19 protein-coding genes and 2 pseudogenes are annotated in these 23,334 nt (G+C 71.9%); 4 read left to right on the forward strand and 17 right to left on the reverse strand.

Annotation, left to right across the window (positions count from 1 at the left end; translation table 11 throughout):
- Nucleotides 1-105: 105 nt before the first annotated feature.
- The 3 genes from IE206_RS03505 to IE206_RS03515 form a co-directional block, all read right to left on the reverse strand.
- A complete protein-coding gene (locus tag IE206_RS03505) occupies nt 106-2,298 on the reverse strand; it encodes a serine/threonine-protein kinase (protein WP_189960374.1) in 2,193 nt (730 codons plus the stop codon).
- 18 nt (nt 2,299-2,316) lie between these two features.
- Complete coding sequence (locus tag IE206_RS03510) at nt 2,317-3,207, reverse strand: oxygenase MpaB family protein (RefSeq protein WP_189960375.1); 891 nt, start codon at nt 3,205-3,207, stop codon at nt 2,317-2,319.
- Between the two features lie 123 nt (nt 3,208-3,330).
- The gene (locus IE206_RS03515) at nt 3,331-3,633 is read right to left on the reverse strand and encodes a hypothetical protein (RefSeq protein ID WP_189960376.1); all 303 of its coding nucleotides are present in this window, start codon (nt 3,631-3,633) and stop codon (nt 3,331-3,333) included.
- A 569-nt stretch (nt 3,634-4,202) separates the two neighbouring features.
- Here IE206_RS03515 and IE206_RS42335 point away from each other — a divergent pair.
- Nucleotides 4,203-4,292: pseudogene (locus IE206_RS42335) on the forward strand (rhamnogalacturonan endolyase family protein); the annotation flags it as partial.
- 67 nt (nt 4,293-4,359) lie between these two features.
- Here the strand turns inward: IE206_RS42335 and IE206_RS03520 are convergent.
- The 7 genes and pseudogenes from IE206_RS03520 to IE206_RS03550 form a co-directional block, all read right to left on the reverse strand.
- The gene (locus IE206_RS03520; protein WP_189960377.1) at nt 4,360-4,878 is read right to left on the reverse strand and encodes a hypothetical protein; all 519 of its coding nucleotides are present in this window, start codon (nt 4,876-4,878) and stop codon (nt 4,360-4,362) included.
- Entirely contained in the window at nt 4,875-6,308 is a 1,434-nt protein-coding gene (locus IE206_RS03525; RefSeq protein WP_189960378.1) for a hypothetical protein, read from the reverse strand. Before IE206_RS03525 ends, IE206_RS03520 begins: the two co-directional genes overlap by 4 nt.
- Nucleotides 6,309-6,321: 13 nt before the next feature.
- Nucleotides 6,322-6,792 carry a hypothetical protein gene (locus tag IE206_RS03530; RefSeq protein ID WP_189960379.1) on the reverse strand — a complete coding sequence of 157 codons (471 nt, stop codon included), beginning with the start codon at nt 6,790-6,792 and terminating at the stop codon, nt 6,322-6,324.
- A gap of 152 nt (nt 6,793-6,944) precedes the next feature.
- Nucleotides 6,945-7,166, reverse strand: a pseudogene (locus IE206_RS03535) (hypothetical protein); the annotation flags it as partial.
- A 269-nt stretch (nt 7,167-7,435) separates the two neighbouring features.
- On the reverse strand, nt 7,436-10,351 hold the full coding sequence (locus IE206_RS03540) for a glycoside hydrolase family 48 protein (RefSeq protein WP_189960380.1): 2,916 nt from the start codon (nt 10,349-10,351) through the stop codon (nt 7,436-7,438).
- A gap of 70 nt (nt 10,352-10,421) precedes the next feature.
- Nucleotides 10,422-11,267 (reverse strand): transposase family protein, encoded by an 846-nt coding sequence (locus tag IE206_RS03545; protein WP_226598694.1) that lies wholly within the window; start codon nt 11,265-11,267, stop codon nt 10,422-10,424.
- Nucleotides 11,268-11,468: 201 nt separating this feature from the next.
- Entirely contained in the window at nt 11,469-12,659 is a 1,191-nt protein-coding gene (locus IE206_RS03550) for an acyl-CoA dehydrogenase family protein (RefSeq protein ID WP_189960381.1), read from the reverse strand.
- 273 nt (nt 12,660-12,932) lie between these two features.
- Between IE206_RS03550 and IE206_RS03555 the strand changes: the two genes are divergently transcribed.
- Nucleotides 12,933-13,352 carry a CBS domain-containing protein gene (locus IE206_RS03555; RefSeq protein ID WP_189960382.1) on the forward strand — a complete coding sequence of 140 codons (420 nt, stop codon included), beginning with the start codon at nt 12,933-12,935 and terminating at the stop codon, nt 13,350-13,352.
- Between the two features lie 112 nt (nt 13,353-13,464).
- Nucleotides 13,465-13,665, forward strand: coding sequence for a hypothetical protein (locus tag IE206_RS03560; RefSeq protein ID WP_189960383.1), 201 nt, complete (start codon nt 13,465-13,467; stop codon nt 13,663-13,665).
- A 120-nt stretch (nt 13,666-13,785) separates the two neighbouring features.
- Here IE206_RS03560 and rho read toward each other — a convergent pair whose 3' ends face one another.
- The 4 genes from rho to IE206_RS03580 form a co-directional block, all read right to left on the reverse strand.
- The gene (rho, locus tag IE206_RS03565) at nt 13,786-14,913 is read right to left on the reverse strand and encodes a transcription termination factor Rho (protein WP_189960384.1); all 1,128 of its coding nucleotides are present in this window, start codon (nt 14,911-14,913) and stop codon (nt 13,786-13,788) included.
- Between the two features lie 579 nt (nt 14,914-15,492).
- Nucleotides 15,493-16,869 (reverse strand): DUF2252 domain-containing protein, encoded by a 1,377-nt coding sequence (locus IE206_RS03570; protein WP_226598696.1) that lies wholly within the window; start codon nt 16,867-16,869, stop codon nt 15,493-15,495.
- A gap of 218 nt (nt 16,870-17,087) precedes the next feature.
- The gene (locus IE206_RS03575; protein WP_189960385.1) at nt 17,088-17,960 is read right to left on the reverse strand and encodes a carboxymuconolactone decarboxylase family protein; all 873 of its coding nucleotides are present in this window, start codon (nt 17,958-17,960) and stop codon (nt 17,088-17,090) included.
- 29 nt (nt 17,961-17,989) lie between these two features.
- On the reverse strand, nt 17,990-18,736 hold the full coding sequence (locus tag IE206_RS03580) for an AraC family transcriptional regulator (protein WP_189960386.1): 747 nt from the start codon (nt 18,734-18,736) through the stop codon (nt 17,990-17,992).
- Nucleotides 18,737-18,820: 84 nt separating this feature from the next.
- On the opposite strand from IE206_RS03580, the gene IE206_RS03585 reads away from it, so the two are divergent.
- Complete coding sequence (locus tag IE206_RS03585) at nt 18,821-20,011, forward strand: MFS transporter (RefSeq protein WP_189960780.1); 1,191 nt, start codon at nt 18,821-18,823, stop codon at nt 20,009-20,011.
- Nucleotides 20,012-20,017: 6 nt separating this feature from the next.
- Here IE206_RS03585 and IE206_RS03590 read toward each other — a convergent pair whose 3' ends face one another.
- The 3 genes from IE206_RS03590 to IE206_RS03600 all read right to left on the reverse strand — a co-directional run bounded on the left by IE206_RS03590 (nt 20,018) and on the right by IE206_RS03600 (nt 23,275).
- Nucleotides 20,018-21,562 (reverse strand): bifunctional phosphatase PAP2/diacylglycerol kinase family protein, encoded by a 1,545-nt coding sequence (locus IE206_RS03590; RefSeq protein ID WP_189960781.1) that lies wholly within the window; start codon nt 21,560-21,562, stop codon nt 20,018-20,020.
- A gap of 51 nt (nt 21,563-21,613) precedes the next feature.
- Complete coding sequence (locus tag IE206_RS03595; RefSeq protein ID WP_189960387.1) at nt 21,614-21,991, reverse strand: DUF488 domain-containing protein; 378 nt, start codon at nt 21,989-21,991, stop codon at nt 21,614-21,616.
- 159 nt (nt 21,992-22,150) lie between these two features.
- On the reverse strand, nt 22,151-23,275 hold the full coding sequence (locus IE206_RS03600; RefSeq protein WP_373300854.1) for an ABC-2 transporter permease: 1,125 nt from the start codon (nt 23,273-23,275) through the stop codon (nt 22,151-22,153).
- Nucleotides 23,276-23,334: the final 59 nt, after the last annotated feature.

Consider the following 23,334-nt stretch of genomic DNA (forward strand, 5'->3'; position numbering starts at 1 on the left):
GCCTCTTGGTAACACGGGACGATCGCCGGGGGAACCCGTCCCGGGCCGGACGGCCCGCGCAGCGTGTCCTCGCAGCACGGGTGCGCAACCCCGATCCGCCCGGGCTCAGCGCCCGCCCCCCTGCCGCCGCGCCGCCACCCTGCGGTACAGCTCCACCGCCTCCGATGCCCGGCCCAGCTGTTCCAGGCACTGGGCCTCGTCGTTGCGGGCGGCCAGCGTGTCGGGGTGGGCGGAGCCCAGGGTGCGCTCCCGGGACTCGGCGATGTGGCGGTAGACGTCGAGCGCCTCGGGCCAGCGGCGCAGCCAGCCCAGGCCCACGGCGATCTCGCGGCGGCTGATCAGGGTGTCGGGGTGGTCGGCGCCGAGCACCCGCTCACGCAGGGCGCACACCTCGCGCGCCTCCTGGAGGGCCTCCTCCCAGCGGGCGAGCCGCCCGAGGTTGACGCCGAGGCCGTGCCGGGCGCGCAGCGTCTCGGGGTCCTCGGGGCCGCCGACCCGCAGCCGGTCCTCGACGAGGTCGCGGTACAGCTCCAGCGCCTCGGGGCTGCGCCCGAGCCGGCCGAGACCGATGCCGATCTCGTAGCGGGCCGCGAGGGTGTCCGGATGGTCGGACCCCAGCGCCGCGGACCGCCCCCGGGCCACGTCGCGGTAGGTGGCGAGCGCCTCGATCCAGCGCCCCAACTGGCCGAGCGCGTACGCCACTTCGTACCGCGTGACCAGCGTGTCGGGGTGTTCCGCTCCGAGCACCCGGGTCCGCGCGGCAGCCACGTCCTGGGCCAGCGCGCAGGAGTCCTCCAGACGGCCGAGCCGGGCGAGGTTGACGGCGAGGTTGTGCCGGCAGCGCAGGGTGTCCGGGGCTTCGGGACCCTGGGTGCGCTCGCGGGCCGCGAGGACCGTGACGTACAACCTGTGCGCCTCGAAGTGGCGGCCAAGGCGGCCGAGGACGTACGCGGTCTCCTGGCGCGCGTCGAGGGTGTCGGGGTGGTCGGGCCCGAGCGAGCGGGCTCTGCCGTCGGCGACCGTGGCGAACTCGCGCAGCGCCTCGGCCGTGCGGCCCGTCCGGCCGAGCGCGAAGCCCGTCTCGTAACGGCTGGAAAGTATGTCGGGGTGGTCGGGCCCGAGGACACGGGCGCGCTCGGCGGCGACCGCCCGGTGCGCCTCGCCCGCCTCCGCCCAGCGGCCGTGCCTGCCGAGTTCGAGGGCCGCTTCGTGGCGGCCGTTCAGGTCGGCGAGGACGTCCGGCGGCGGGGCCGGCCGGTCCGGCTCCTGCGGGGCGAAGGCGCGTGGGGTGGTCCACTCGCCGGTGAGGCCCGCGGTGGGGTCGGGCGGGGTGGCCGGGGTGAACGTGCGGGTCGCCTTGTGGCCGGTGGTCATCCCCTTCGTCCAGGACGGCAGCCGGGGCGCGTGCCGCGGGGGCAGCGGTACGGGGTCGGCCAGGGGGCGCGGTGCGCCTCGGCCCGCGGCCAGGATGCGCACCAACTCCCTTGCGTCATCGGGGCGTTGGTCGGGCTCCTTGGCCAGCAGGTCGAGCACGGCCCGTTCGAGGAACTCGGGAAGTTCGCCGCGGTGCTCGCGGGGCGGCCGGGGCGGGGTGTCGCGGTGGCCGACGAGCACCGCCCAGGCGTCGTCCAGGTCGAACGGCGGCGCTCCGGTGCACAGCTCGTACAGCACGCAGCCCAGCGAGTAGAGGTCGCTGCGGTGGTCGACCTCGGTGCCGCCGATCTGCTCCGGCGACATGTAGTGCGGGGTGCCCATGGCGATGCCGGTGCCGGTGAGCCGGCTGGTGAAGCCGATGTCGGCGCCGAGCCGGGCGATGCCGAAGTCGCAGATCTTCACGGTGCCGTCGTCGAGCCGCATGATGTTGGCGGGCTTCAGGTCCCGGTGGACGATGCCCTGTTGATGTGTGTAGGCGAGGGCGGCGGCGACCTGTTCGGCGATGTCCACGACGTCGGCCACGGGCAGCGGATGCTGCTTGTTGTCGCCCAGGAGCTGGCTGAGGTTGCGGCCTTCGAGCAGCTCCATGACGAGGTAGAGCCCGCCCTCGTACTCCCCGAAGTCGTGGACGACGGTCACGCCCCGGTGCTGGAGCGCGGCGGCGACCCGGCCCTCGCGCCGGAAGCGCTCCCTCAGCACCCGGGTGAACGACTCCTCGTGGCCCGGCGCCGGCGGCTTCAGCAGTTTCACCGCGACGCGCCGCTCCAGCGATTCGTCGCGGGCCCGCCACACCTCGCCCATGCCGCCGCGCCCGATCAGGTCGAGCAGCCGGTAGCGGCCGTGGATCAGCCTGGTGTCCGCCATCTGATGCCGCCGCCCCCGTCACTGACCATGCGCCCTCCCCGGCCCGTCCAGTATGGCGGCCTGTCTGCGGAGTGTGTACGGGGCCGGTCGGGACCCGGGTCCGAGCCGGGCCACCGCCTTCAGGATGTGCCGGGGCGGAAGCTGCCAGCGCACGGTCGCGGGGATGCTGCGCAACACCGTTCCGGCAAAGGTCAGCCGACGGTTCACGATGCGCTCCGCGGGGGCGGGGCGGCCGTAGAGCTCATGAGCGTACGGGGGCAGGGAGGCGTAGGCGAGGTGGGCCACGCGCCGCCAGACGAGTTCGCGCGCCGGGATCAGGAGGGGATGGACGGGCGGCCGCCGCAGGAAGTCGTCGACGTCCCGCGCGTCGGCGGTGGCCGCGAGCTGTGGCCGTACGGAGTCGAAGTAGGCGGCGAGCTCGGCGGCGGTGCCGGGCACGCCGGCCGGATCGAGCCCCACCAGGCGGGCGTCCACCCGGTGTTCGCCGACGTACCGGTCGGCCTGGGCGTCGCTCAGCCGGAACCCCGAGCGCCGCACGACCCCGAGATAGCTGTCGATCTCGGCACAGTGCACCCACAGAAGCAGCTCGGGGTCGTCGATCCCGAACCGCTCCCCCGTCACGGGGTCGTCCGCCTTGAGCAGCGCGTGGATGCGCCGGACCCGGGCGCCGGCCTGCTCGGCCGCGTCCTTCGTGCCATACGAGAGCGTCCCGACGAAGTTGGCGGTACGCATCAGCCGCCCCCAGGCGTCCTTCCGGAAGTCCGAGTTCTGCATGACCCCGCGCACGGCGCGCGGGTGCAGCGCCTGGAGGTAGAGCGCCCGGACCCCCGCGATCCACATCATGGGGTCGCTGTGCAGCTGCCAGGTGACCGATGAGGGCCCGAAGTACCCCGGGTCGGCATCCGCCATCCGCCACCTCCGGTGGGAGTGCGCTCAGGGCCGGGCGTGCCTGTGACACCTGAAGGTTAGTCGGTACTCCGTGCACGAGATACAGGTCGGCCGGGGCGGCACGCGGCGCGCGATGCCGGGGGCTTAGATCGCCTCCACCGCCTTCTTGCCCGGGACGACCAGGACGGCGAGCACCGCGCCTGTGGCAGCGGTCGCCCAGGCCGGTCCGGGCATCCGGCCGGTCGCGAACAGCGCTGAGCCACCGACCGAGCACGAGCAGACCGGGACCGCGCCCGCCACCTTCCAGCCGGTCGACCACTTCTCGCCCACGGGCCGTGGATTGCGCACGACCCGGCACCCCGGGAAGAACGGGCCGCCCTCGGCGAAGAAGCGGAACGCCGAACACTGCCCCGTGCGCCAACTACCCGTGCTTGAGGCTGCCTTCACGGCCCACGACGTGCGACCACTGCCTCCGGGAGGCATCCCCGCATGTGACGCCCACCTGCGGTTCTGCCACCTGGAGGCGGCGCCGTGGTGAGCATTCCGCAGAGTCTTCCTGGCACATCGGTGACCCGCGCGTCGAGGGGTTCGCCGAGCGGCTGGCGGCCCTTCCCGACCAGGACCGCCGCCGCCCCGACCCCCGGTTCCGTGTGCGCTCGTTCAGGAAGCCGACGGCCGCCTGAAGTCCATCGCCCGTCCGGTCACCCAGGTCTCCCCGCCGTCCACCGAGGACGCCTGCTCCCAGCGGGCTCCGGCGGGGAGACCCCCGGTCCCACGAACCGGACGCGCACGCCCCGTTCCTGCGTCCCGGCACGGACACCGAGGCCGCGGCACCGGCCGAGCTGCGCGAACGCACTCCCCGCACTGCCCGGAACCGGCCGAGAAGTGCGGCACCTCCCGTGCGGGAGGCGGCTACTGACAGGCGACCCCGCCCGTTCTCCCCGGGAGGTACGTCACGTGAAGCACCCGCACCCCCACCGCAGACGCCGTCGCGTCTGGGCCGCGGCGGCAAAGCTCTGGTCAGCCAGCGCTGGCTCGGCACCGGCCCCGACAACGTCTCCTTCAACGTCTACCGCGCCGGTACGAAGGTCAACCCGGCCCCGATCAACCGTAACGATCAGCCCGCGGGCAGGTCTGGCCGAGGCTGCCTTCCCGAGTCGCGGGAGGGCAGCCTCAGCCGACGCCCCTGAGATACACCTGGCTGTGCTGCGCGTCGAGCGGATGCAGCGCCACGGCCAGCGAGTTCAGTTCGCCTTGGCAGGGCGAGCAGACGGGCCCTTCCGTGACATCGGCCAAGCCCTCCGGCTCCCTCAGACCGAGGTGGGCGAAGGGAGTCGTCGGCTTGACGTCCTTCGCCGAAGGAAGAGGGCTCGCCCGGTGCGACAAGGGGCTGTCGGGGGCCAGTTTCCCGACGAACGCCTTGGTGTCCGCCGTGGGCAGGGTGAACGCGAGCAGCAGTCCGTCGTCCTGGAAGCCCTTCTGGTAGGCCGCTCTCAGGTCGGTGGCCTGCGCCGGGATCGTGACATGCAGTCGCCCGGCGACCTCGTGCGGTGTCATCCCCTTGACCCAGTACGGAATCCGCTGCCCGCCCGGGGAGCCGTCACGCACGGACGCGCCCGGCGACGACGAACAGGCGGCCAGGGCGCAGACCAGCGCCCCGGCGCACAGGACACCGACGGACTTCCGTCTCACCGGGCGTCTCCGTCGCGTCCGAGGTCGGTCCGCGTACCGTCCCGGCCCGGGTCGGCCGGGGCAGGCAGGGGACCCGGGTCGTCGTTCCCCAGGTCGTAGTGCTGCACCGTGCCACTGCCTCTCATGTCGAACTCCTTGGCGAGTCCCGTCCTGTGCAGACGGGCCATGTCCGCGTCGGTCATGGTCGTCGGCCCGATCTGGGTGGACTTTCCAGGGTCCCAGTTGTACCGGTCCCAGACGTTCACCCGGTAGTCGAGACCGATCTTGGGTTTGCCGTCGTCCCCCGGCACCACCGTGACTACGCCCGTCGTGTTGGTGTTCGCGCTGCCGACGGCCAGAAACCAGTTCCGGTCCGAGTGCGTGTATCCGATGCCGTTCGACTCCACCGGGATCGACACCGGTTTCCCGCCGGACTTACGGAAAGCCTCCAGTGCCTCTTTGCGCCATTCTTCCCGGTTGTCCTGGACGCCCTGCTCTGTCGTGAGTCGGAGCTGCGCGTCGTCCTGCAGCATCCGGTCCACGTCGAGGTCCAGTGTGGTGCCCATGCCCCGGAGGTAGTGGTCCATGTTGCGGGCGGCGTCGGTGTTGCCGATGACGTCGCCCCCGGCCGCCATGGCCTTGGCCTCGGCGAGGATCCAGTAGTCGTGGGCGGAGGGGTCCTCGACGTCGTAGGGGCCGGAGCCGTCGTCGGGCGCCACCTGCTTCACCTGAACCCCGAGGATACCCGCCGAGATCAGATCGTCCTTGTGCTGCGACCACAGTTCGGCTCGTGCCTCCGGGCTCAGAGACTGCCACAGGCGGCGCAGCTCCCCCCTCTGCTCGGCGTTGGCCTCGTCGCCGAGCTCGGCGAGTTTGGTGGCCCGCGGCACCATGTCCTCGTCCAGGGAGGTGTAGGTGGCATGACCCGCGTTGAACGGATCGTCACCGTGGCTCTTCTGGAGGGCCCGCACGACGGCGGCATCGATCTCCGAGGCGTGCCGCACGACATCGGTGAGGGTGTCGGCGTACCACTGCATCAGGTCCTTCGCCTTCTGCCCCTCCTCCTTCCCGTCCACGGTGCACATGGCCGGCATCACCTTCACCGAGCCGTGGTCCCCGTCGACCACCAGGAATCCGGCCTTCTGTGCCTCCGCGTCCAGTTTTTTCGCGTTCCGCTGGAGTCCCGCGAGTTCCGTATGCGCGTCGTCGAGCACGCTCCAGATGCTCTTGGCCTCACTGTGCAGGTCGGTGCACTCCTTGGCCGTCTTGTCCACGAACTCACGGGTCACCGACGCGTTGAGGCCGGCCCACCGGGCGCTGTCGGCCTTCGCCTTCAGCCCGTCCTGGGCGTCCTTGGCCAGCGCATCGAGGTGTTTCACCGCCTGTTCCCAGGTGGCCACGGCGGAGCCGAGCTTGCCCAGATCCACTTCGAGCAGGTCACGGTAGTTCACTGGTCCGGCCTCCTCACTTGAAGTAGCTGCTCAGCACGGACACGGACACGGCGGAGCCGTCCCGGTTCCGCACCTCGGCACCGATCGTCTCGTCGTCGCGCGCGTGGAGCTTCTGCGAGTAGTCCAGGTGATTCGAGATGTGCGCGAACGCCTGCAGGACCGCCTTGACCTGAGAGGTCCACACGGTCACGGTCGTCTCCAGCCCCGACCCCATGTCGAAGTGATGGCTCTTCAGCGCCGCCGCGGCCTGCATCGTCGTTCCGGCGCCGCTCTGGTCGGCTCCGGCCCCTGCGATGTCGACCTGGTCGTGCAGGCGTGCGTGGAGCTGGAATGCCTCGTGCCCCACGGCACCGAGGTCGTCCTGATGGACGACGAGATCCGCGTCCCCGCCACCTCCGGAACCCGGCTGACTGTTCAACTGCATGCCCGTGTCATGCTTTTCGGCAGCTCGGCTCTTCAGCTGCTCCCATTCATCCCAGGCCATGTGTCACACGCTCCCCCGCCGCGAAGCCCCGGCACAATTCATGATCAGTTTACGCGAAAGAGGGCGCGCGTCCCGTACGGCACGCCCCCTCTTTCGTCAGGCGGCCGTGCAGGCGCCGGTCGTCGGCGGGGTCGTACCGCCGCCACCGCCTCCGTCCCCGCCGCGCCCGTCCAACCCCGCTGGTGGGCATCGTCGTTGATGCGGGTCCAGGTCGTGCCCTGGTCGGTCGACCGGAAGATGCCGCGTACGCCGCCCATCCTGACGCTGGTGCAGAGGGTCTGGTACGACGCCCCGCTCGACGCCTTGCCGAAGCCGGTGGTGTCGGCCTGCTCGACGTCCGCCGGCTTGGCGAAGCTCGCCCCGCCGTCCGTTGCCGTACATCATCCGGGACGAGTTGAACGGGGCGATCTCCAGGGACTCCGTCATCCAGCCCAGTTTCGGACTCTGTTCGGGCGGGGGCAGGTTCGCGCCGAAGGTCAGCCCGAGTCCAGCAGCGGCGCCCAGGTCTTCGACGACTCCTGCCAGCGGTGGGGGTCCTCTCCTGGGGAAGGGCGGTCCCCAGCGCAGGTGGGGGCCGCCCGAGGAGGGGTGCGGTGCCGCGCACCCGAAGGGGCGCGGCAAGGTCGGTGCGACCCGCGGAGGGTTACTCGAGAAGCTCCGCGTACGAACCCATGGCCATGGCGATGTCCGCCTCGGCCCAGAGGCGGTGGTACGTGAAGCTGGGCGCGGCGCCGCCCTTGAGGTAGGCCTCGATCTTCGACCAGGCCGGGTCGTTCTTGTAGAAGGACCGGATGGAGGAGAACGTCGAGGACGAGTTGACCGCGTCGCCGTTCGGCATCGTGCCGCTCCAGCCGCTCGGCACGTACACGCTGTCGCCGAACCTGCTGTAGTCGCTGCGGGTTTCGGGGACCGCGATGCCGAGGCCGTCCTGGTACTTGCCCCACATGCCGTCCAGCAGTGCTCTCTCCGTCGACTTCGCCGTCGCGTCACCGGACTTGGCGGCGTAGTAGGTGAGCGTCTTGGCGTACGCGGCCGTCACGTCGACGTCGTTGGTGTAGTCGGCGACTATGACGTGAAGTCCGCTGCTGCTGCCGGGACTTGACGCGTTCCAGGTGTCGGGCTGGCCCGACCACTGGAGGGTGGAGGGGATCCGGTAGGTGCCGTCCGGGTTGATCGTGGTCTTGGACAGCGCCCACTTCACCCACTTGTCGAGGACCGCCTTCGCGGTGGCGTCGCCGGTCTGCTGGTAGTACTCGGCGACCCGCTCCATCGACCAGGCCTGGAACCCGAACCACTGGTTGGAGGGCGGGTCGTGGTAGACGGACTCCCAGTCGTAGGCCATGCCGTAGAACGTCGACGTACCCGCCGGCGGGGAGGCGTAGCGGCCCTGCCAGCTGTTGGTCGCACCGCCCGCGATCGCACCCTCGGACGACTGCAGCCACTTGTAGAACTCCAGCTGCCGCTGCAAGGACTTGCCCCAGTCGCTCGCCCCCGTCGCCGACTTCGGCTTCAGGTCGGCGTAGGAGCTGAGCGCGTACGCGGCTAGCGGGTTCTGGTAGCCGCCGTGCACATGGCTGGAGCCGATGCGCCAGGCCCAGCCCGCACCGGAGTCGGTGGCGCCGCCCCAGGCGTAGTACCAGGACAGCAGGTAGTGCGAGGCGTCCTTGCCGGTGCCGGCCGGGCAGGGCGAGGCCCCCGCGCAGGTGCCGATCTTCTTGAAGTACTTGTCGTACATCGCATACGGCAGGTATTCGCCCATCTTCGCCGCCTTGGCGACCGTGGCGGACACCTCACTGCCCTTGCCCTGCGCCTTCGCCCACACGTCCGCCCAGTACGCGGCCTGCCCCGCACGCGCATCCGCGTCCGGGGCGTCCGTGCACTTCCACTGCTTGGCGTAGGAGGAGTCGCCGGTGAACAGGTCCAGGTAGCCGTTGGTGCCGCCGTACTTGAAGGCGTCGCAGGTCGGCTGCGGGACGGTCTCCCAGACCGACTCCTGCGGGCCGCGCTGGAAGGTGTTGATGTACGACGGTCCGGTCGCCGTCGGGCCCGCCTCGCACTTGCCGGGCCCGTTGCCGTAGCCGTAGCCGTTGTCCACGTCCTGGAGCCAGTGCATACCGTACACATCGTCCGTGCCGTATGCGGTCTTCAGTTCACCGGCGATCGGATCCGATCCCACCGGCACCGACGTGTCCAGCTTCGCCGGATACTCGTTCGGCGTGTCCAGCTCCGGCGCGTACGTCGCCGGCTTCGAGGCGTTGTAGAAGGAACTGGTCGGCTGGTCGGCGTGGGTCGGGATCATGTACTTGTCCATGAGGTTCCACGCACCGTTGCACTTCGACCAGTCACCGATGACCTTGCCGTACATGGCCTGCAGCCAGAGAAGGTAGCTGTAGGCCTCCGACGTGGTCTCGTGGCCCTGGTCCGGGGCCTCGACGATCAGCGTCTCCATCGAGTGGTAAGGAATGCCCTCGGGGGAGAAGTAGCCGTTCGCCGGGTTGGTGATCTTCCCGTACAGGTCCAGGAAGCGGGCATCGTACGCCTTCGTCGCGGCCAGCTCCGTGACCGTGACCGTGGCCTTGAGGCCGGTCGCCGAGGCCGTGAAGGTGGCGCTCCCGGTGCCGGAGGCATCGGCCGTGATGGTCACCGGCTGCGCGGTGTTCCAGTTCGACGGGGTGAAGGTCAGCACGGAACCGCCGGTCACGCACAGGCCCGTGTTCCCGTCCGTGCGGGCCACGCTCACCGTCACGTTCGCGCTCGGCTGTGTCGACAGCTTCACGTCGAACGAGCCCGACTTTCCCTGCTGGACGCCCAGTTGGGACGGCGGGGCCACGACCGCCGGTCCCGAGGCGACCGTGATGCCGACCGGTGTGGACTCGGCGGAGGCGCCCAGACTGTCGCACGCCTTCGCCACCAGGGAATGACTGCCCACGGTCAAACTGGAGACCGGCAGCGAGTACGGCGCGCTCGTGTCCGTACCCAGCAGTGTGGTGTCGTCGTAGAACTCCACCTTGCTGATCGTCGCATTGTCGGCCGCCGCCGCCGCGGTCGCCGCGAGCGGCACCGCATCCCCCTGCGTGTAGACCGCGCCCGCGCTCGGGCTGGTCAGTACGGTGACCAGCGGCTGGTGTGCGCCGGCGCAGGTGGTGCCGTTGACCGCGAAGGAGGCGGGGGCGGCGTTGGTGCCGCTGTAGGTGAACTGGGCACCCGTGGAGACCGCGGCCCCGGCCGCGATCGTGCCGTTGTACGAGGCGTTCTTGACGGTGAGGGTCTGACCGGACTGGGACCAGGTGCCGTTCCAGCCGTTCGTCAGCTTCTGGTTGCCCGTGTAGTCGTAGGTCAGGGTCCAGCCGTCGATCGCGGCCGTGCCGCGGTTGGTGATGGTGAGGTCGGCCGTGAAGCCGGAACCCCAGTCGTTCGTCTTGTAGTCGACGCTGCACTGCACACTCGCGGCGTGCGCGGCGGTGGTGCCGGTGGCGAGCATCGTCAGGGGCAGAGCGAGTGCGGCCAGCGTGGCGGTCCACCACCGCCGCACGGCTGTGCGTCTGCGTCCGGGATCCATGTGCTGGTTCCTCCTTGCGGCGTGCGGCTCGAAAGAAGGGGTCCCAGTAGTTCTCGCGGAAAAAACAACGCTAAGCCGTGCGGCAGCCTCTGATCTGGGCTGATCTCGGGGAAACGGCGTGGTGACCAGTCTCGGCGTAGGTCTCGCGGCGCCCGGTGTAGCGCTGCAGCTGCCTCCACTGCCTCATCTCGGCGTTGGCGTGCTCGACCACGATCCGGGCCGAGGACTGGCGGCGCTTCATCTCGCGCCAGCCGTAACGCTCGGTGATCGGTGCATCGTCCTCGCCCAGGCCCTTCGGCTTCTTCGGCGGGGCGGAGATCGGGTCGGGGAACTCGTTGGCCAGGCCCCGGTGGCCGTCGTCGGCCTCGGCTTTCACTCTCGGGTGCAGGCGCAGTTGCTCAGCGATGCCCCCCCCGGTGCGCATCGCGGTCTGGTCATGCATGCGGCCCGGCCGGTCTGCGCCGCTGAACAGGGTGCGGCCTTGGGCATCGCTGATGGTGGTGGTCTTGATGGTGTTCTGCTTCCTCTTGCCGGACACGAAGGCGCGCCGCCCGGGCCGGTGGGCCTTCCGGCGGCGGACTTGGGTCTCCATGCCGTCGATGCGCAGTTCGACGTCCTCGGCCTTGGCATAGGCGAAGACGTCGGCCAGGGTGCGCAGCCGCAGGCCGGGCCGGCCGGGGACAGCGAAGCCGCGGGCGGCCAGCAGAGGGCGGATCTCCCCGATCGCGCGGGTAACAGTGGAGCGGCCCACGCCGCATAGAGCGGCCAGGGCCGCGTGGGGCAGTTGGGTGCGTAGGTGGACCAGGGTGACCAGGAGTCGGTCGATGAAGACCATGTAGTGGTCGGGACCGGCCCCGGCGGCGCGTTGGCGGGCGCGGCCGCGCCGGTCGTGCAGGGCCGGCCGCCTACATCTCACCCCAGCACCTGGCCCGGGATTCAACGGGCCGCTGACCATCGTCGACGACGCCCGCGGAGCGTCCGACCCCAAGACGGTCGTCACCACGCTCAGTGACAAGTAGGTTCAGCTACCGCGGCTCGGCTCAGCCACTTGCCTCAACCCGGTTCGTGTGCCAACTAGCCTCGGTATGTGCCAACTACAGGCCGTAGTCACACGGCACTACCGCCGCACCCGGGGCATCCCCAGCCCGATCCAGGCGATGATTTCCCGCTGGATCTCGTTGTTCCCTCCCCCGAAGGTGAAGATCACCGCCGAGCGGTAGCCGCGTTCCAGTTCGCCGTGGAGGACTGTTCCCGCCGAGCCCTCCTTCATGGGGGCGGCCGCTGCCACGATCTCCATCAAGGAGGCGTACGCGTCCCGGCGGGCCTCCGAGCCGTACACCTTCACGGCGGAGGCGTCCTGGGGGGTGAGGGTGCCTTCCTGGACGGCGTTGACCATCTGCCAGTTCAACAGCTTCATCGCGTCCAGGCGGGCGTGCGTGCGGGCCAGGTTCTTGCGGACCCAGCCGAGGTCGATGACGCGGCGGCCGTCGGCGAGTTTGGTGTCGGCCGCCCAGCGCTGGACGTCGTGCAGGGCGCGGATCGCCATCGTGCCGTGGGCGGCCAGGGTGACCCGCTCGTGGTTCAGCTGGTTGGTGATCAGGCGCCAGCCCTTGTTCTCCTCGCCGACCCGGCGCGACACGGGGACCCGGATGTTCTCGTAATAGCTGGCCGTGGTGTCGTGCGAGGCGAGCGTGTTGATCAGGGTGCAGCTGTAGCCGGGGTCGGAGGTCGGGACCAGGAGCATGGTGATGCCCTTGTGCGCGGGGGCGTCCGGGTCGGTGCGGACGGCGAGCCACACCCAGTCGGCCGTGTCCCCGTTGGTCGTCCAGATCTTCTGCCCGTTCACTGTGTAAGTGCCGGTGACCTCGTCGCCCTCGCGCACCGCCCGCGTCTTCAGGGCCGCGAGGTCCGTCCCCGCGTCCGGCTCGCTGTAGCCGATCGCGAAATCGATCTCGCCGGAGAGGATCTTCGGCAGGAAGTACGCCTTCTGCTCGTCCGTGCCGAACTGCATGATCGTCGGGCCGACGGTGTTCAGCGCCATCAGCGGCAGCGGCACCCCGGCCTGGGCGGCCTCGTCGAAGAAGATGAACTGCTCCATCGGGCTCAGCCCGCGCCCGCCGTACTCCTTGGGCCAGCCCACCCCCAGCCAGCCGTCCCCGCCGAGCCGTCGCACGGTTTCGCGGTAGAACCGCTTCTGTGCGGCCGGGTCGGCGTACCGGGCGTAGACGTTGTCCGGCACCAGGTCGGCGAAGTAGGTCCGCAGCTCGGTGCGCAACTGCTGCTGCTCAGGCGTGTATTCGAGGTGCACGGCCCCTCCAGGACGGTCGCGGTACGGCGGCGCACACAGTAGAACGTGTTCCAAGAATCTGGAACCCTCTCGTACGCGCCGCCCGCTGGACACCGGCTGCCTCGACACCCGATCGGCGCCGAGCGGTCGCCCGGAGCCGTGTGCCCGGCGAGCATGGCCGAGGCGTGCGCGTCGCATCCGCCACCCCCGAAGCCGTACACCCCCGCATCCGCGCACCTCACATCCGCGCAGCTCTGAACCGCACACCTTCCGCGCCCTCGACCGGAGGCCTTCGTGACCACTGCCCGTGACCTGATGACCCCGGACGTCCACTGCGTCCCCGCATCCGAGACCCTCGACCGGGCCGCCCAGCTGATGCGTGACCACAAGATCGGCGCACTGCCGGTCAAGGGCAGCGACGGCGAGCTGGCCGGCATCGTGACCGACCGGGACATCGTCGTGAAGGCGCTCGCCGCGGGGAAGGACGCCTCGAAGGTGACCGCGGGCGAGCTCGCCGAGGGCGGGGTCCACACCGTCGACGCGGGCGCGGACGCCACTCTGGCGGTCAAGGCGATGAGCGAGGCGCGGATCCGCCGGATCGTGGTGGTCGAGGACGGCACACCGGTCGGCATGATCACCGAGGCGGACCTGGCCCGGAAGCTCACCGCGGAGGCGTTCTCGTCGTACGCGGGCCGGGTTTACGAGGCCCCCTGAGCCGACGGTGGGGGCTGCCGCGCCGTGGTGCGTACGGGCCCGTGTGGGCCGGATGCGGTCCGGGTAGGCGGGGGCGAGAATGGTGCATTACCGGAGAGACGTAGGAGGCGGCATGAACGACCAGCCCGAGTCCGGCCCGCAGCACGACCCCGTGACCCCCGATGCCCTGCTGCACACGGGATCCGGGGGCGAGGTCACCGCCGAGGACCTCGTACTCGCGTCCGGGCGGGACATCACCCCGCAGAACCTGGCCTGGGCCGAGCGCAAGCTGGCCACGGAGGGCCCCACTGCCCTCGACAAGATGCTTCCCTGAAGCCCGCCCGACGAGCGACGGCCTCGTGGGGTGCGTCGCCGGGGCGATGGAGCGTGCCCGGGCGCATCCGGCCGGGTCGTCCCGGACGGCGGAGCACCTGGCTGCGCCGTCCGGGACGCTTCAGGCCGTGAGCCGGACCTGCCGCAGGAACGCGGCGTTGTCGGGGGCCTGCCGGAGCTTGTCGAGCAGCGCTTCGAGCGCGCCGTGCGCATCCTGATGGTGCAGCGCCCGGCGCAGTGCGCGTACGGCGCTCAACTCCCCCGGATTGAGGAGGAGTTCCTCCCGCCGGGTACCGGATGGGGTGACGTCCACGGCCGGGAAGAGCCGCTTGTCGGCGAGGGTGCGGGCGAGCCGCAGCTCCATGTTGCCGGTGGACTTGAGCTCCTCGAAGAAGTAGTCGTCGCCCCGTGACCCCGTCTCCACCAGGGCTGTCGCGAGGATCGTGAGGGAGCCGGCCTCCTCGGTGAGCCGCGCGGCGCCGAACAGCCGCTTGGGGCCCTGCAGCGCGGCGGCGTCGACTCCGCCGCTGAGGGTACGTCCGCCGGGTCCGGCCGCGTTGTTGTGGGCGCGGCACAGCCGGGTCAGCGAGTCGAGCAGCACGACGACGTCGCGGCCCTGCTCGACCAGGCGCTTGGCGCGCTCGATGGCGAGTTCGGCGAGCGCGATGTGTTCCTTCGGCGGCCGGTCGAACGTCGAGGCGAGCACCTCGCCGTGGACCGAGCGCCGCATGTCGGTGACTTCTTCGGGCCGTTCGTCGACCAGGACCACCATGAGATGGCACTCGGGGTGGTTGTGGGCGATCGCCTGGGCCAACTCCTTGAGCAGGACGGTCTTTCCGGTCTTCGGCGGGGCGACGATCAGGCCGCGCTGCCCCTTGCCGACGGGTGCGACGAGGTCGACGACACGGCCGGCGAGCCGGTCGGCCCGGGTTTCCAGGCGCAGCCGCTCACGCGGGTGCAGCGGGGTGAGGTCGGCGAAGTGCGGCCGGTGGCGCAGCGCCTCGACGGGCCGGCCGTTGACCCGTACGACGCGCTCCGGCGTCGGCCCCTCGCATTCGATGAAGTCGCCGTTGCGCAGGGCGAGTTGGCGGATGAGGGCGGGCGGGATTTTCACGTCGCCCGGGGCGGGCGCGTAGCCGCCGGTCCGGATGCGGCCGTGCCCGCCGGTGAGGTCGAGGACGCCGGCGAGCGGGGTCTCGATGGGGTGGTCGTGGTGGATGGTCGTGGGGTGTTCGAGCGTGCTGAGCACAGGAGGGTCCCTTCGCGCGACGGGGCGCAGGAGAAGTCCGGGCCGTACGGCGGCCGGGAGGGGAACAGCGGGCGCCGCGCTGGAGGCGGCACCGGGAGGAAACAAGCACGGACGCCGCGAAGAAGGGGCGTACACACGTGCTGAGGGCAGAGTAGCACTCCGGGTGCCGAGGCGGGTTGGTCTGCGCCCGGCTGCCGGGAGGAGGAGGCCGTTTGCGGTGGTTCCACCGGGGGCTGCTGGGGTGAACTCCCTTGGCAGTACGGGCAGTTGATTGCCGGCGGGTGCCGGGTGCCGGTGCCGCACGGGCCGTGGCGCACGCCCGACGGCCGCCCGGCCCAGCGGCCTGGCTGCCTGGCGGCTGGGTCGGCAGCCCGGCGGCTCGGCAGCTCGGCGCTCGACGGGGTGAGCGGCACAGCGGGGTCAGCAAAACGGCTGCCCGGCACGTTCACCGGCCCTGCGGCACGGCGGCCCAGCAACTCGGCGGCACGGCGGCACGGCGGCACGGCGGCACGGCGGCACGGCAACTCGGCGGCACGGCGGCACGGCTTCCCGGATGTTCGCCCCCGGGCCCGGACGCCCTCAGATGCCGGTCACGGCCTCGATCGTGCCGTCGGCGACGGCCGCCACCAGGGCGGCGTGATCGGCGGCGTTCTGCTCGGCGTAACGCACCGCGAACGTGGCGACGGCCCGCTCGAAGGCGTCGGAACCACCGAGGTAGGCGGCGATCGCGATGCGGTCGCCGGACCGCGCGTGGGCTCGCGCCAGGGCCGTCCCGCACAGGCCCGCGTACGCGCCCAGCAGGTGCGCGGGCATCCCGTCGAGGTCGACGGAGCCCTTCATGTCGCGGAGCTGGCGCCAGTAGAAGTGCCGCCCCTGCGGCCCGGTCATCCAGCCGAGGAAGATGTCGCCGGCGGCCTGCATCAGGCGCTGCCCGGCGACCACCCGGTGCCCGTGGTGGGCGTGGGCCGCGCCGGGCAGATGCGGTTCGAGTACCGACCGCTCGGCCTCCTTGATCTGCAGGAACAGCGGATCGGCGGCGTCCCGGCCCTCCAGGAGCACGACGTAGCAGCGGGTGCCGACGCTGCCCACCCCGACAACCTTGCGGGCCGCGTCCACGAACCGATACCGGTCGAGCAGGATGCGCCGCTCCTCGGCGAGCGACGAACGGTAGTCGCTGAAGATCTTGCGCAGGGCCACCAGATCGGGGACGGCGACCGGGTCGAGCAGCGGCGGGTCCTCGATGATGCGGCGCCGCCCGTCGCGGATCTCGGTGAGTTTGGCGAGCGCCCGCAGGCTGGTGCGGCCGCGCGCCTTGGCAAGGCCCGCCTCGACCGCCTTGTGGCCGCCGGTGCGGCGGACCAGGCGCACGATGTCCCGGGTGTCGATGTGCTCGTACCAGACGTCGAGCTCGCCCCGCACGGCGAGCCTGCGTATGCCGCGGCGGTACGCCTCCGCCGCGGCCAGCGCCGAGACGCGGACGTCGGCGTCCGGGTGTCCGTTCTCGCGGGCGGCGACGGCGGCGCTGGCGGCGAGGCGCTTGACGTCCCATTCGAAGGGGCCGGGGCAGGTCTCGTCGAAGTCGTTGACGTCGAACAGGAGGGCCCGCTCGGGCGAGGCGAACACGCCGAAGTTCAACAGGTGGGCGTCGCCGCAGAGTTGGACGGTCAGGCCGGTGTTGTCCTGCGCGGCGAGGTCGGCGGCCATCACGGCGGGCGACCCGCGCAGGAACCGGAACGGGCTCTCGGCCATCCGCCCGTACCGGATCGGCACCAGCTCGGGCACCCGCGTACGGGCCTGCTCCGCCAGGACCGCGAGGGGGTCGGGCCGGTCGGCGCCCGGGATCCATCGGCCGTGCGCGGAGCGGGAGAGCCGCTTGCGGGCGGCTCGTCCGTGCCCCGCACGCTCTTCGGGGCTCATCGGGGGCCGCGCGGCAGGACTCGGGCTCGGGCTCGTCATGGGCACACCCTCCGGCGTTCGGTCCGGGGCGGGCGGTGGTCGGGAACGTGGCCTACGCCTTCCGCTCGCATCCGAGCGTATCCAGGGTGGGCGACCACGGCACCTGCTGCGTCGGCCACCCTGCGAGTCCGCCGCAGTACGGCGCCCCAGGGGCGCGGGGAGCTGCGCGACCGGCCACGGACGACCCGCGGCCGGACATCCGCACTTCCCCGGCGTGCTCAGCCGGCCTGCCCCGTCGCCCCGCTGCCGGAGGCGCCCCGCTCCTCGAACACCTCCCGCGCGGCAGTGATGCCGTTGATCGCCGCCGGGAAGCCCGCGTACCCCGCCATCTGCGTGATGACCTCGACGACCTCCTCGCGGGTGCCGCCCACGTTGAGGAAGCCGTGGATGTGGACGCGCAGTTGGGGTGCGGCCGTGCCGAGGGCGGTGCACATGGCGATGGTGGCCAGTTCGCGCGACTTCAGGTCGAGCGCGGAGCGGGAGTAGATGTCCCCGAAGGCGAACTCGACGATGTAGCGCGCCAGATCGGGCGCGATGTCCCGTAGCGAGGCGACGACCTGGTCGCCCGCGTGCCCGTCGACCTCGGCCAGCTTGGCGAGCCCGCGCTCGTACCGGTCGCCCGGCAGCGGCTCGGTGTCGACCGGGGTGGCGGCGGCGTCGGGGCGGGCCTCGAAGACCTCGCGGGCGACGCCGATGCCGTTGAGCGCGGCCGGGAAGCCCGCGTACACGGCGGTGTGGATCAGGATCTCCACGATTTCGGCCGGGCTGACTCCGACGTTGAGCGCGCCGTCGATGTGGAAGCGCAGCTGCGGAGCCGCGTTGCCCAGGGCGGCCAGCGCGCCGACGGTGGCGATCTGCCGCTGGCGCAGGGTGAGTCCGGGGCGGGACACGACGTCGCCGTATCCGAAGGCGACGGTCATGTGGCCGAGGGCGGGGGCGATGTCGGCCAGGCTGTCCAGGACGGCCGGGTTCTCCCGGCCGCCGACGGTCCGCAGCACGGCGAGCCCGCGTTCGTACCGCTCGTCGGTGGTCTCGTTGGTCCGGGCGGCCTGGGCGTCAACGGCGTTCTTGGCGTTCTCTGCGCTGTTCATGTGCAGGACGCTACGAGTTGGAGCACGCTCTAACGCAAGCGGCTGTGCGTACCCGGTGTGTGGCCGAAGGCGCGGCGGAAGACATCGATGAACGCGCTGGTGGATGACCAGCCGCAACGGTGGGCCACGGTCGTCACCGGGGTGTCCTCGGCGAGGAGTTGCAGGGCGCGGTAGAGGCGGACCTGGGTGCGCCACTGCGGGAACGTCATGCCGAGGTCGGCTCGGAACAGCCGGGTCAGGGTGCGCTCGCTCGCGCCCACGAGGGCGCCGAGTTCGGCGAGCCCGCGCCGGTCGGCGGGGTCGGCTTCCAGCAGCGCGCACACGGCGACCAGGCGGGGGTCGCCGGGCGCGGGCAGATGGACGGGCTCCTGCGGCGAGGCGCGCAGCTGGTCGAGCAGCACGGCCCGCAGCCGCTCGCCCTCGGGGCTTTCGTCGTCGGGCGAGCGGGTGTGGGCCAGGAGCAGCTCGCGCAGGAGCGGGCCGACCATCAAGACCGTGGGGGCGTCCAGGCCCAGCGGGTTCTCGTGGGCGGCGATGCCCATGAGGTGCAGCTCCAGCCTGCCGTGCGCGCGGTGGGAGTGCACGGTGCCGGCCGGCACCCAGATCGCGCGCGTGGCGGGGGCCACCCACGTCCCGGCCTCGGTCGTGACGGCGAGGACGCCGTGGCCGGCGTAGACGATCTGGTGGTCGTCGTGCCGGTGCGCGTCGATGCTGTCCCCGGGCGCCATCTGCTGGGCGCGGGTGGGGGCGACGGGAGTGTGGCGGATCTTCGGCATTGCTTGGCAATTTATCGGAAGCGGGACAGCGGCGCGCGCGGTGATGATCGGGCTGTGCCGAAGAAACAGCAGCGTCATGAGCGAATGTACGGCGGAGGCCTGCTCCGCAGCCCGGTGTTCCTGCTGGCGGTGGGGCATTCCTGTGTCGATGTGTACCAGGGTGCCGTCGCGGCCCTGGTGCCGTTCTTCGTCGCCGAACGCGCCTATTCCTATGCCGCCGCGTCCGGCATCGTGCTGGCCGCCTCCCTGCTCTCCTCGGTCGTCCAGCCGCTGTTCGGCGCGCTCACCGACCGGTGGGCACTGCCGTGGCTGCTGCCCGTGAGCACGGCGGTGGCCGGGATCGGCATCGCCCTGAGCGGCACGGGCGGCGCGTACGCCCTGACCCTGGCGACGGTCGCCCTGTCCGGGGTGGGGGTGGCCGCCTATCACCCCGAGTCCGCGCGCGTGGCCCGGCGCGCGAGCGACGGGAGCCACACCGCGATGGGGTGGTTCTCGCTCGGCGGCAACCTGGGGTTCGCGGCCGCGCCGTTGCTCGTGGCAGGGGTGGTCGGCATCGGTGGGCTGCGCGCGGCGCCGCTGCTCGTGGTGCCGGCCGCGCTGGGCGGCGTGCTGTGCGTGCTCGCGCTGCGCGCGATACGGGGCACCGGCGGCGGCGCGCCCAAGAACGTACGGGCCGCCGGCCGCGACGACCGGGCCTCGTTCCTGAAGCTGTGCCTGGCCGTGATCTGCCGCTCCCTGGTCTTCGTGGGCCTGAGCACCTTCGTCGCCCTGTACGCCCGCCAGCGCGTGAGCGGCGGTCAACTCACGGGCTCCGCCGCCCTGTTCGTGCTGTACGCGGGTGGCGCGATCGGCACGGTCGTGGGCGGCCGGCTGGCGGCGCGCCGGGACCGGGTGCGGGTGGTGAACGGGTCGTACGCGGCTGCGGTGCCCGCCGTCGCCGGAGTCGTGTTCGTGCCCGGCCCGGCGTTCTACGTGTTCGTCGCACTGACCTCGGCCGCGCTGTACGTGCCGTTCTCCTTGCAGGTGACGCTGGGTCAGGACTATCTGCCCACCCGGATCGGCACGGCGAGCGGGGTCACGCTCGGCCTGACGGTGAGCGTGGGCGGGGTGGCGGGCCCGCTGATCGGGGCGGCGGCGGACGCGACCTCGCTGGGGACCGCGCTCGCCCCGCTGATCGTCTTCCCCGCCCTGGCCTGGCTCCTCACCCGCACCCTGCCGGAGCCGGAAGCTCCACCGCAGGAGGTCACGAAGTCCCTTGTGCAGAACGTCAGTTGAACGGAATCAAGACGCCGGTTTCGCCCCGGCGGCGATGGCGGCCGTCGCGGTGCGGGCCCGCTGGGCGATCTCGTCCTGGGGTTCGGCGGGGCTGTAGACGACGAGCGCCCGGTCCGCCTTGTCGAGCAGCAGGGCGTCCGGCGCGGCCGCGGTCTCGCCGTCGTACGCGAGGGTGTTGACCTCGTCGAGGCCGGTGAGCCGCACCGACCGTACGCGTTCGGCACGGTAGACGTGCGAGCGGCGCAGGGCGCCCGCGAGCGCGGAGACGGCGAGGCGCGTGCGGGCGAGCGGCGCCTCGGCGTCGACGGTGCGCAGGTCGATGAGGCCCTCGTCGAGGCGGGGCCGGTGCGAGGGGGCGAGCCCGTCGGGCTGGTAGTGGCCGTTGCCCGCGAACAGCAGCCACAACGCCCGCGGGCGGCCGTCGATGCGCAGGCGTACGGGCGTGGCGGTGCGCAGCACACGGACGAGGGCGACGGCGGCGGCCGGCCACTTGCCGATGCGGCCCTCCATGCCTTCGCGCATGCGGACCAGGTCGGGGTAGAGGCCGATGCTGAACGTGTTGAGGAAGGCGGCGACGTCCTGGCCCGAGTCGTCGCGCGCCCGGGCCAGGTCGACGCGGATCGCCTCGCCGTGTTCGACGGCGTACACGGTGTCCTCGAAGGCGGCGACGCCCGCGTCGAGCGCGAAGTGGTTGAGGGTGCCGCCGGGGAACACCGCGAGGGCGAGTCCGGCACGGGCGGCTCGTTCGCAGGCCGCGTTCACGGTGCCGTCGCCGCCGCACACGCCGAGCACTCCGGCGAGCTCGCCCGCCCGGGCGACGGCTTCGTCGAGGAGTTCGCCCAGGTCGTCGCCGGGACCGCGTTCGACGATCTCGGCCTCGGGAAGCAGCAGGCGCAGGAGTTCCGGCGCGGGCAGGCGGCCAGGAACGCCTTTGCCCGCGCCGCCGTTGACGACCACGACGAGACCCTGGCCCCGTTGCAGAACGGGCGCCGCGGCGCGGGTGTGCAGGGGGTGTACGGGCTGCGGGCGGGGCGGCCACCAGTAGCAGGTGACGGCGGCCGCGGCCATGCCGAGCGCGCAGCCGGCCAGCACGTCGCCGGGGTAGTGGACGCCGACGTAGACGCGGGAGAACGCCACGGCCACGGCGACCGGGGCGAGCAGTGCCCCGTACCGGGTGGATTCCAGGGCCACGCCGGTGGCGAAGGCGGCGGCCGACGCGGAGTGCCCGGAGGGGAACGAGGTGCTGCGCGGCAGCTTCGCGAGCCGCCGCACCAGCGGCACGGTGTCGATGACCGGGCGCCGGCGCCCGGTCGCGTACTTGGCGACGGTGTTGGTGGTGAGCGAGGCCAGCGCCAGGGCGCCGATCCCGCGCCGGGCGGCCCGGCGGGCCGTGGGGCCGCCGACCGCCGAGAGCGCGGCCGCGGCGGCGAACCACAGCCGCCCGTGATTGGCGGCATGGCTGAGCGTGGGCAGCACCTGCTCGGCGCCCGCCAGCTTCGCGGTGGCGACCCGCTCGAACCAGCGGCGGTCGATCGCACCCATCCGGGACATCGGTGACATGCCCCCTGCCTAGCCCGGATGGCACCGGGCCGCCCGCCGGACTCACCCGGACGGGCGGCCCCGCTCCAGGGCCGCCACCAGCGTCGGCACATGGCTGTGGTCGATGTCCTTCACGGCGGTGACCAGGGTGACGGTGTCGCTCTTGGCGAGGCCGAGCAGCCGGTCGAGCGCCCGGGCCGGTCCGGGCTCGGCGAGTTCGGCCTCGTACCGCTCCCGGAACTCGGCGTAGCGCGTGCGGTCCTCGTGGTACCAGCGGCGCAGTTCCGTCGAGGGGGTGAGCTCCTTGGGCCACTCGTCGACGGCGGCGCGTTCCTTGGAGAGGCCCCTGGGCCACAACCGGTCCACCAGGACGCGTACGCCGTCGCCGTCCTCGGGCGGGTCGTAGACGCGGCGGACCCGCATCGTGCGCTTTCCCGGCATGGATGCCTCCAAAGGTGTCGCCTCCCCCGCGCTGTCAACAGCCCAACCCTGTCAACCGCCCACCGATTCCGCGACCGACGCGAAGGGCGGCCCGATCGCCTCGGGCCGCCCTGGGAACCTGTGTCCGACGCCGGGAGCCTGTGTCGGAGATGCGCGGCGTCAGACGCCGACGGCCTCCTCGACTTCCTCTTCCTCTTCGGCCTCCTCGGCGAGGGCCGCTGCCACGGTGACGGACGGCGCCGCCTCTGCGGCGACCGGCGCGGCGACCCTGGCCCGGCGGCGTTCGGTCAGTCCCGCGACCGCCATCACGGCGAGGCCGAGGACCAGCCAGGCGGCGAGCACCCACACGTTGCGGGCGAGGCCGTGGCCGTCGAAGTAGACCAGGTCGCGGATGCCCTCGACGAGGCCGGCGCCGTTCCAGAAGGCGTGCAGGCTGCCGAAGAAGCCGTTCTGCAGCTCGGGCCGGAACAGACCGCCGGAGCTCGTGAAGTTGAGCATCACGAAGAGCACCATCACGGCGAGCGTGGTCCAGCGCTTGAGGAAGGTGTGGAGCCCGGCGCCGAGGAAGAGGATGCCCGCCGAGTACAGCCAGGACATCGCCCACACGCCCCACAGGCCGTGGTCGACCAGGTGGAACAGCGGTCCCGCGAAGGCCGCACCGATCACCGAGACCGCGAAGGAGACCCCGGTCACCAGCGCCGCACGAACCTTCAGGGAGAGCCCGGCTCCGGCCGCCCCGAGCGCCGCGACGGAGGCGTACGAGCCGATGCTCACGGCGATGAGCAGGAAGAAGATGCCCGATCCTGTCGGGTCGCCGGAGACCGGCGGTACGACGTCGGTGACCTTCAGGGGGACGCCCTGGGCGCTCGCCACCGGGGTGAAGACCTTCGTGACGGCGGTGGCGCTCATGTCGGATCCGGCCGAGGCGACGATGAGCTCGGGCGCCTTCGCGTTCAGGACGTAGGCGCCGGAGATGTCCCGGTGCTCGAGCTGGTCGACGGCGGTGGCGCGGTCGGCGACGGTGCGGACGTCGAGCTTGTCGCCCGCCTTGTCCTTCACCGTCTGCGCGAACACCTTGGCCTCGGGGCCCGCCCCGACGACCGCGACCGGCAGGTGATGCGGCTCGGGGGTGGCGAACGCTCCCAGGTAGGCGAGTCCCATGCCGAGGCACATGAGGAGCGGGGTGATCAGATGCGTGAGGACGTGCCGCAGTGCGGGGTTCGACGACGCGGTACGCACGTCGCCCGGCGTGGCGACCCGTCCAGCCTTGTGGCCTCCGGACATGACAGGACCCTTCTGATCGGACCCACGGTCGGACCGGCCGCGACCCAATGGTTGGCTTT

The organism is Streptomyces violascens (assembly GCF_014649955.1).
GTDB classification, from domain to species: Bacteria; Actinomycetota; Actinomycetes; order Streptomycetales; family Streptomycetaceae; genus Streptomyces; species Streptomyces violascens.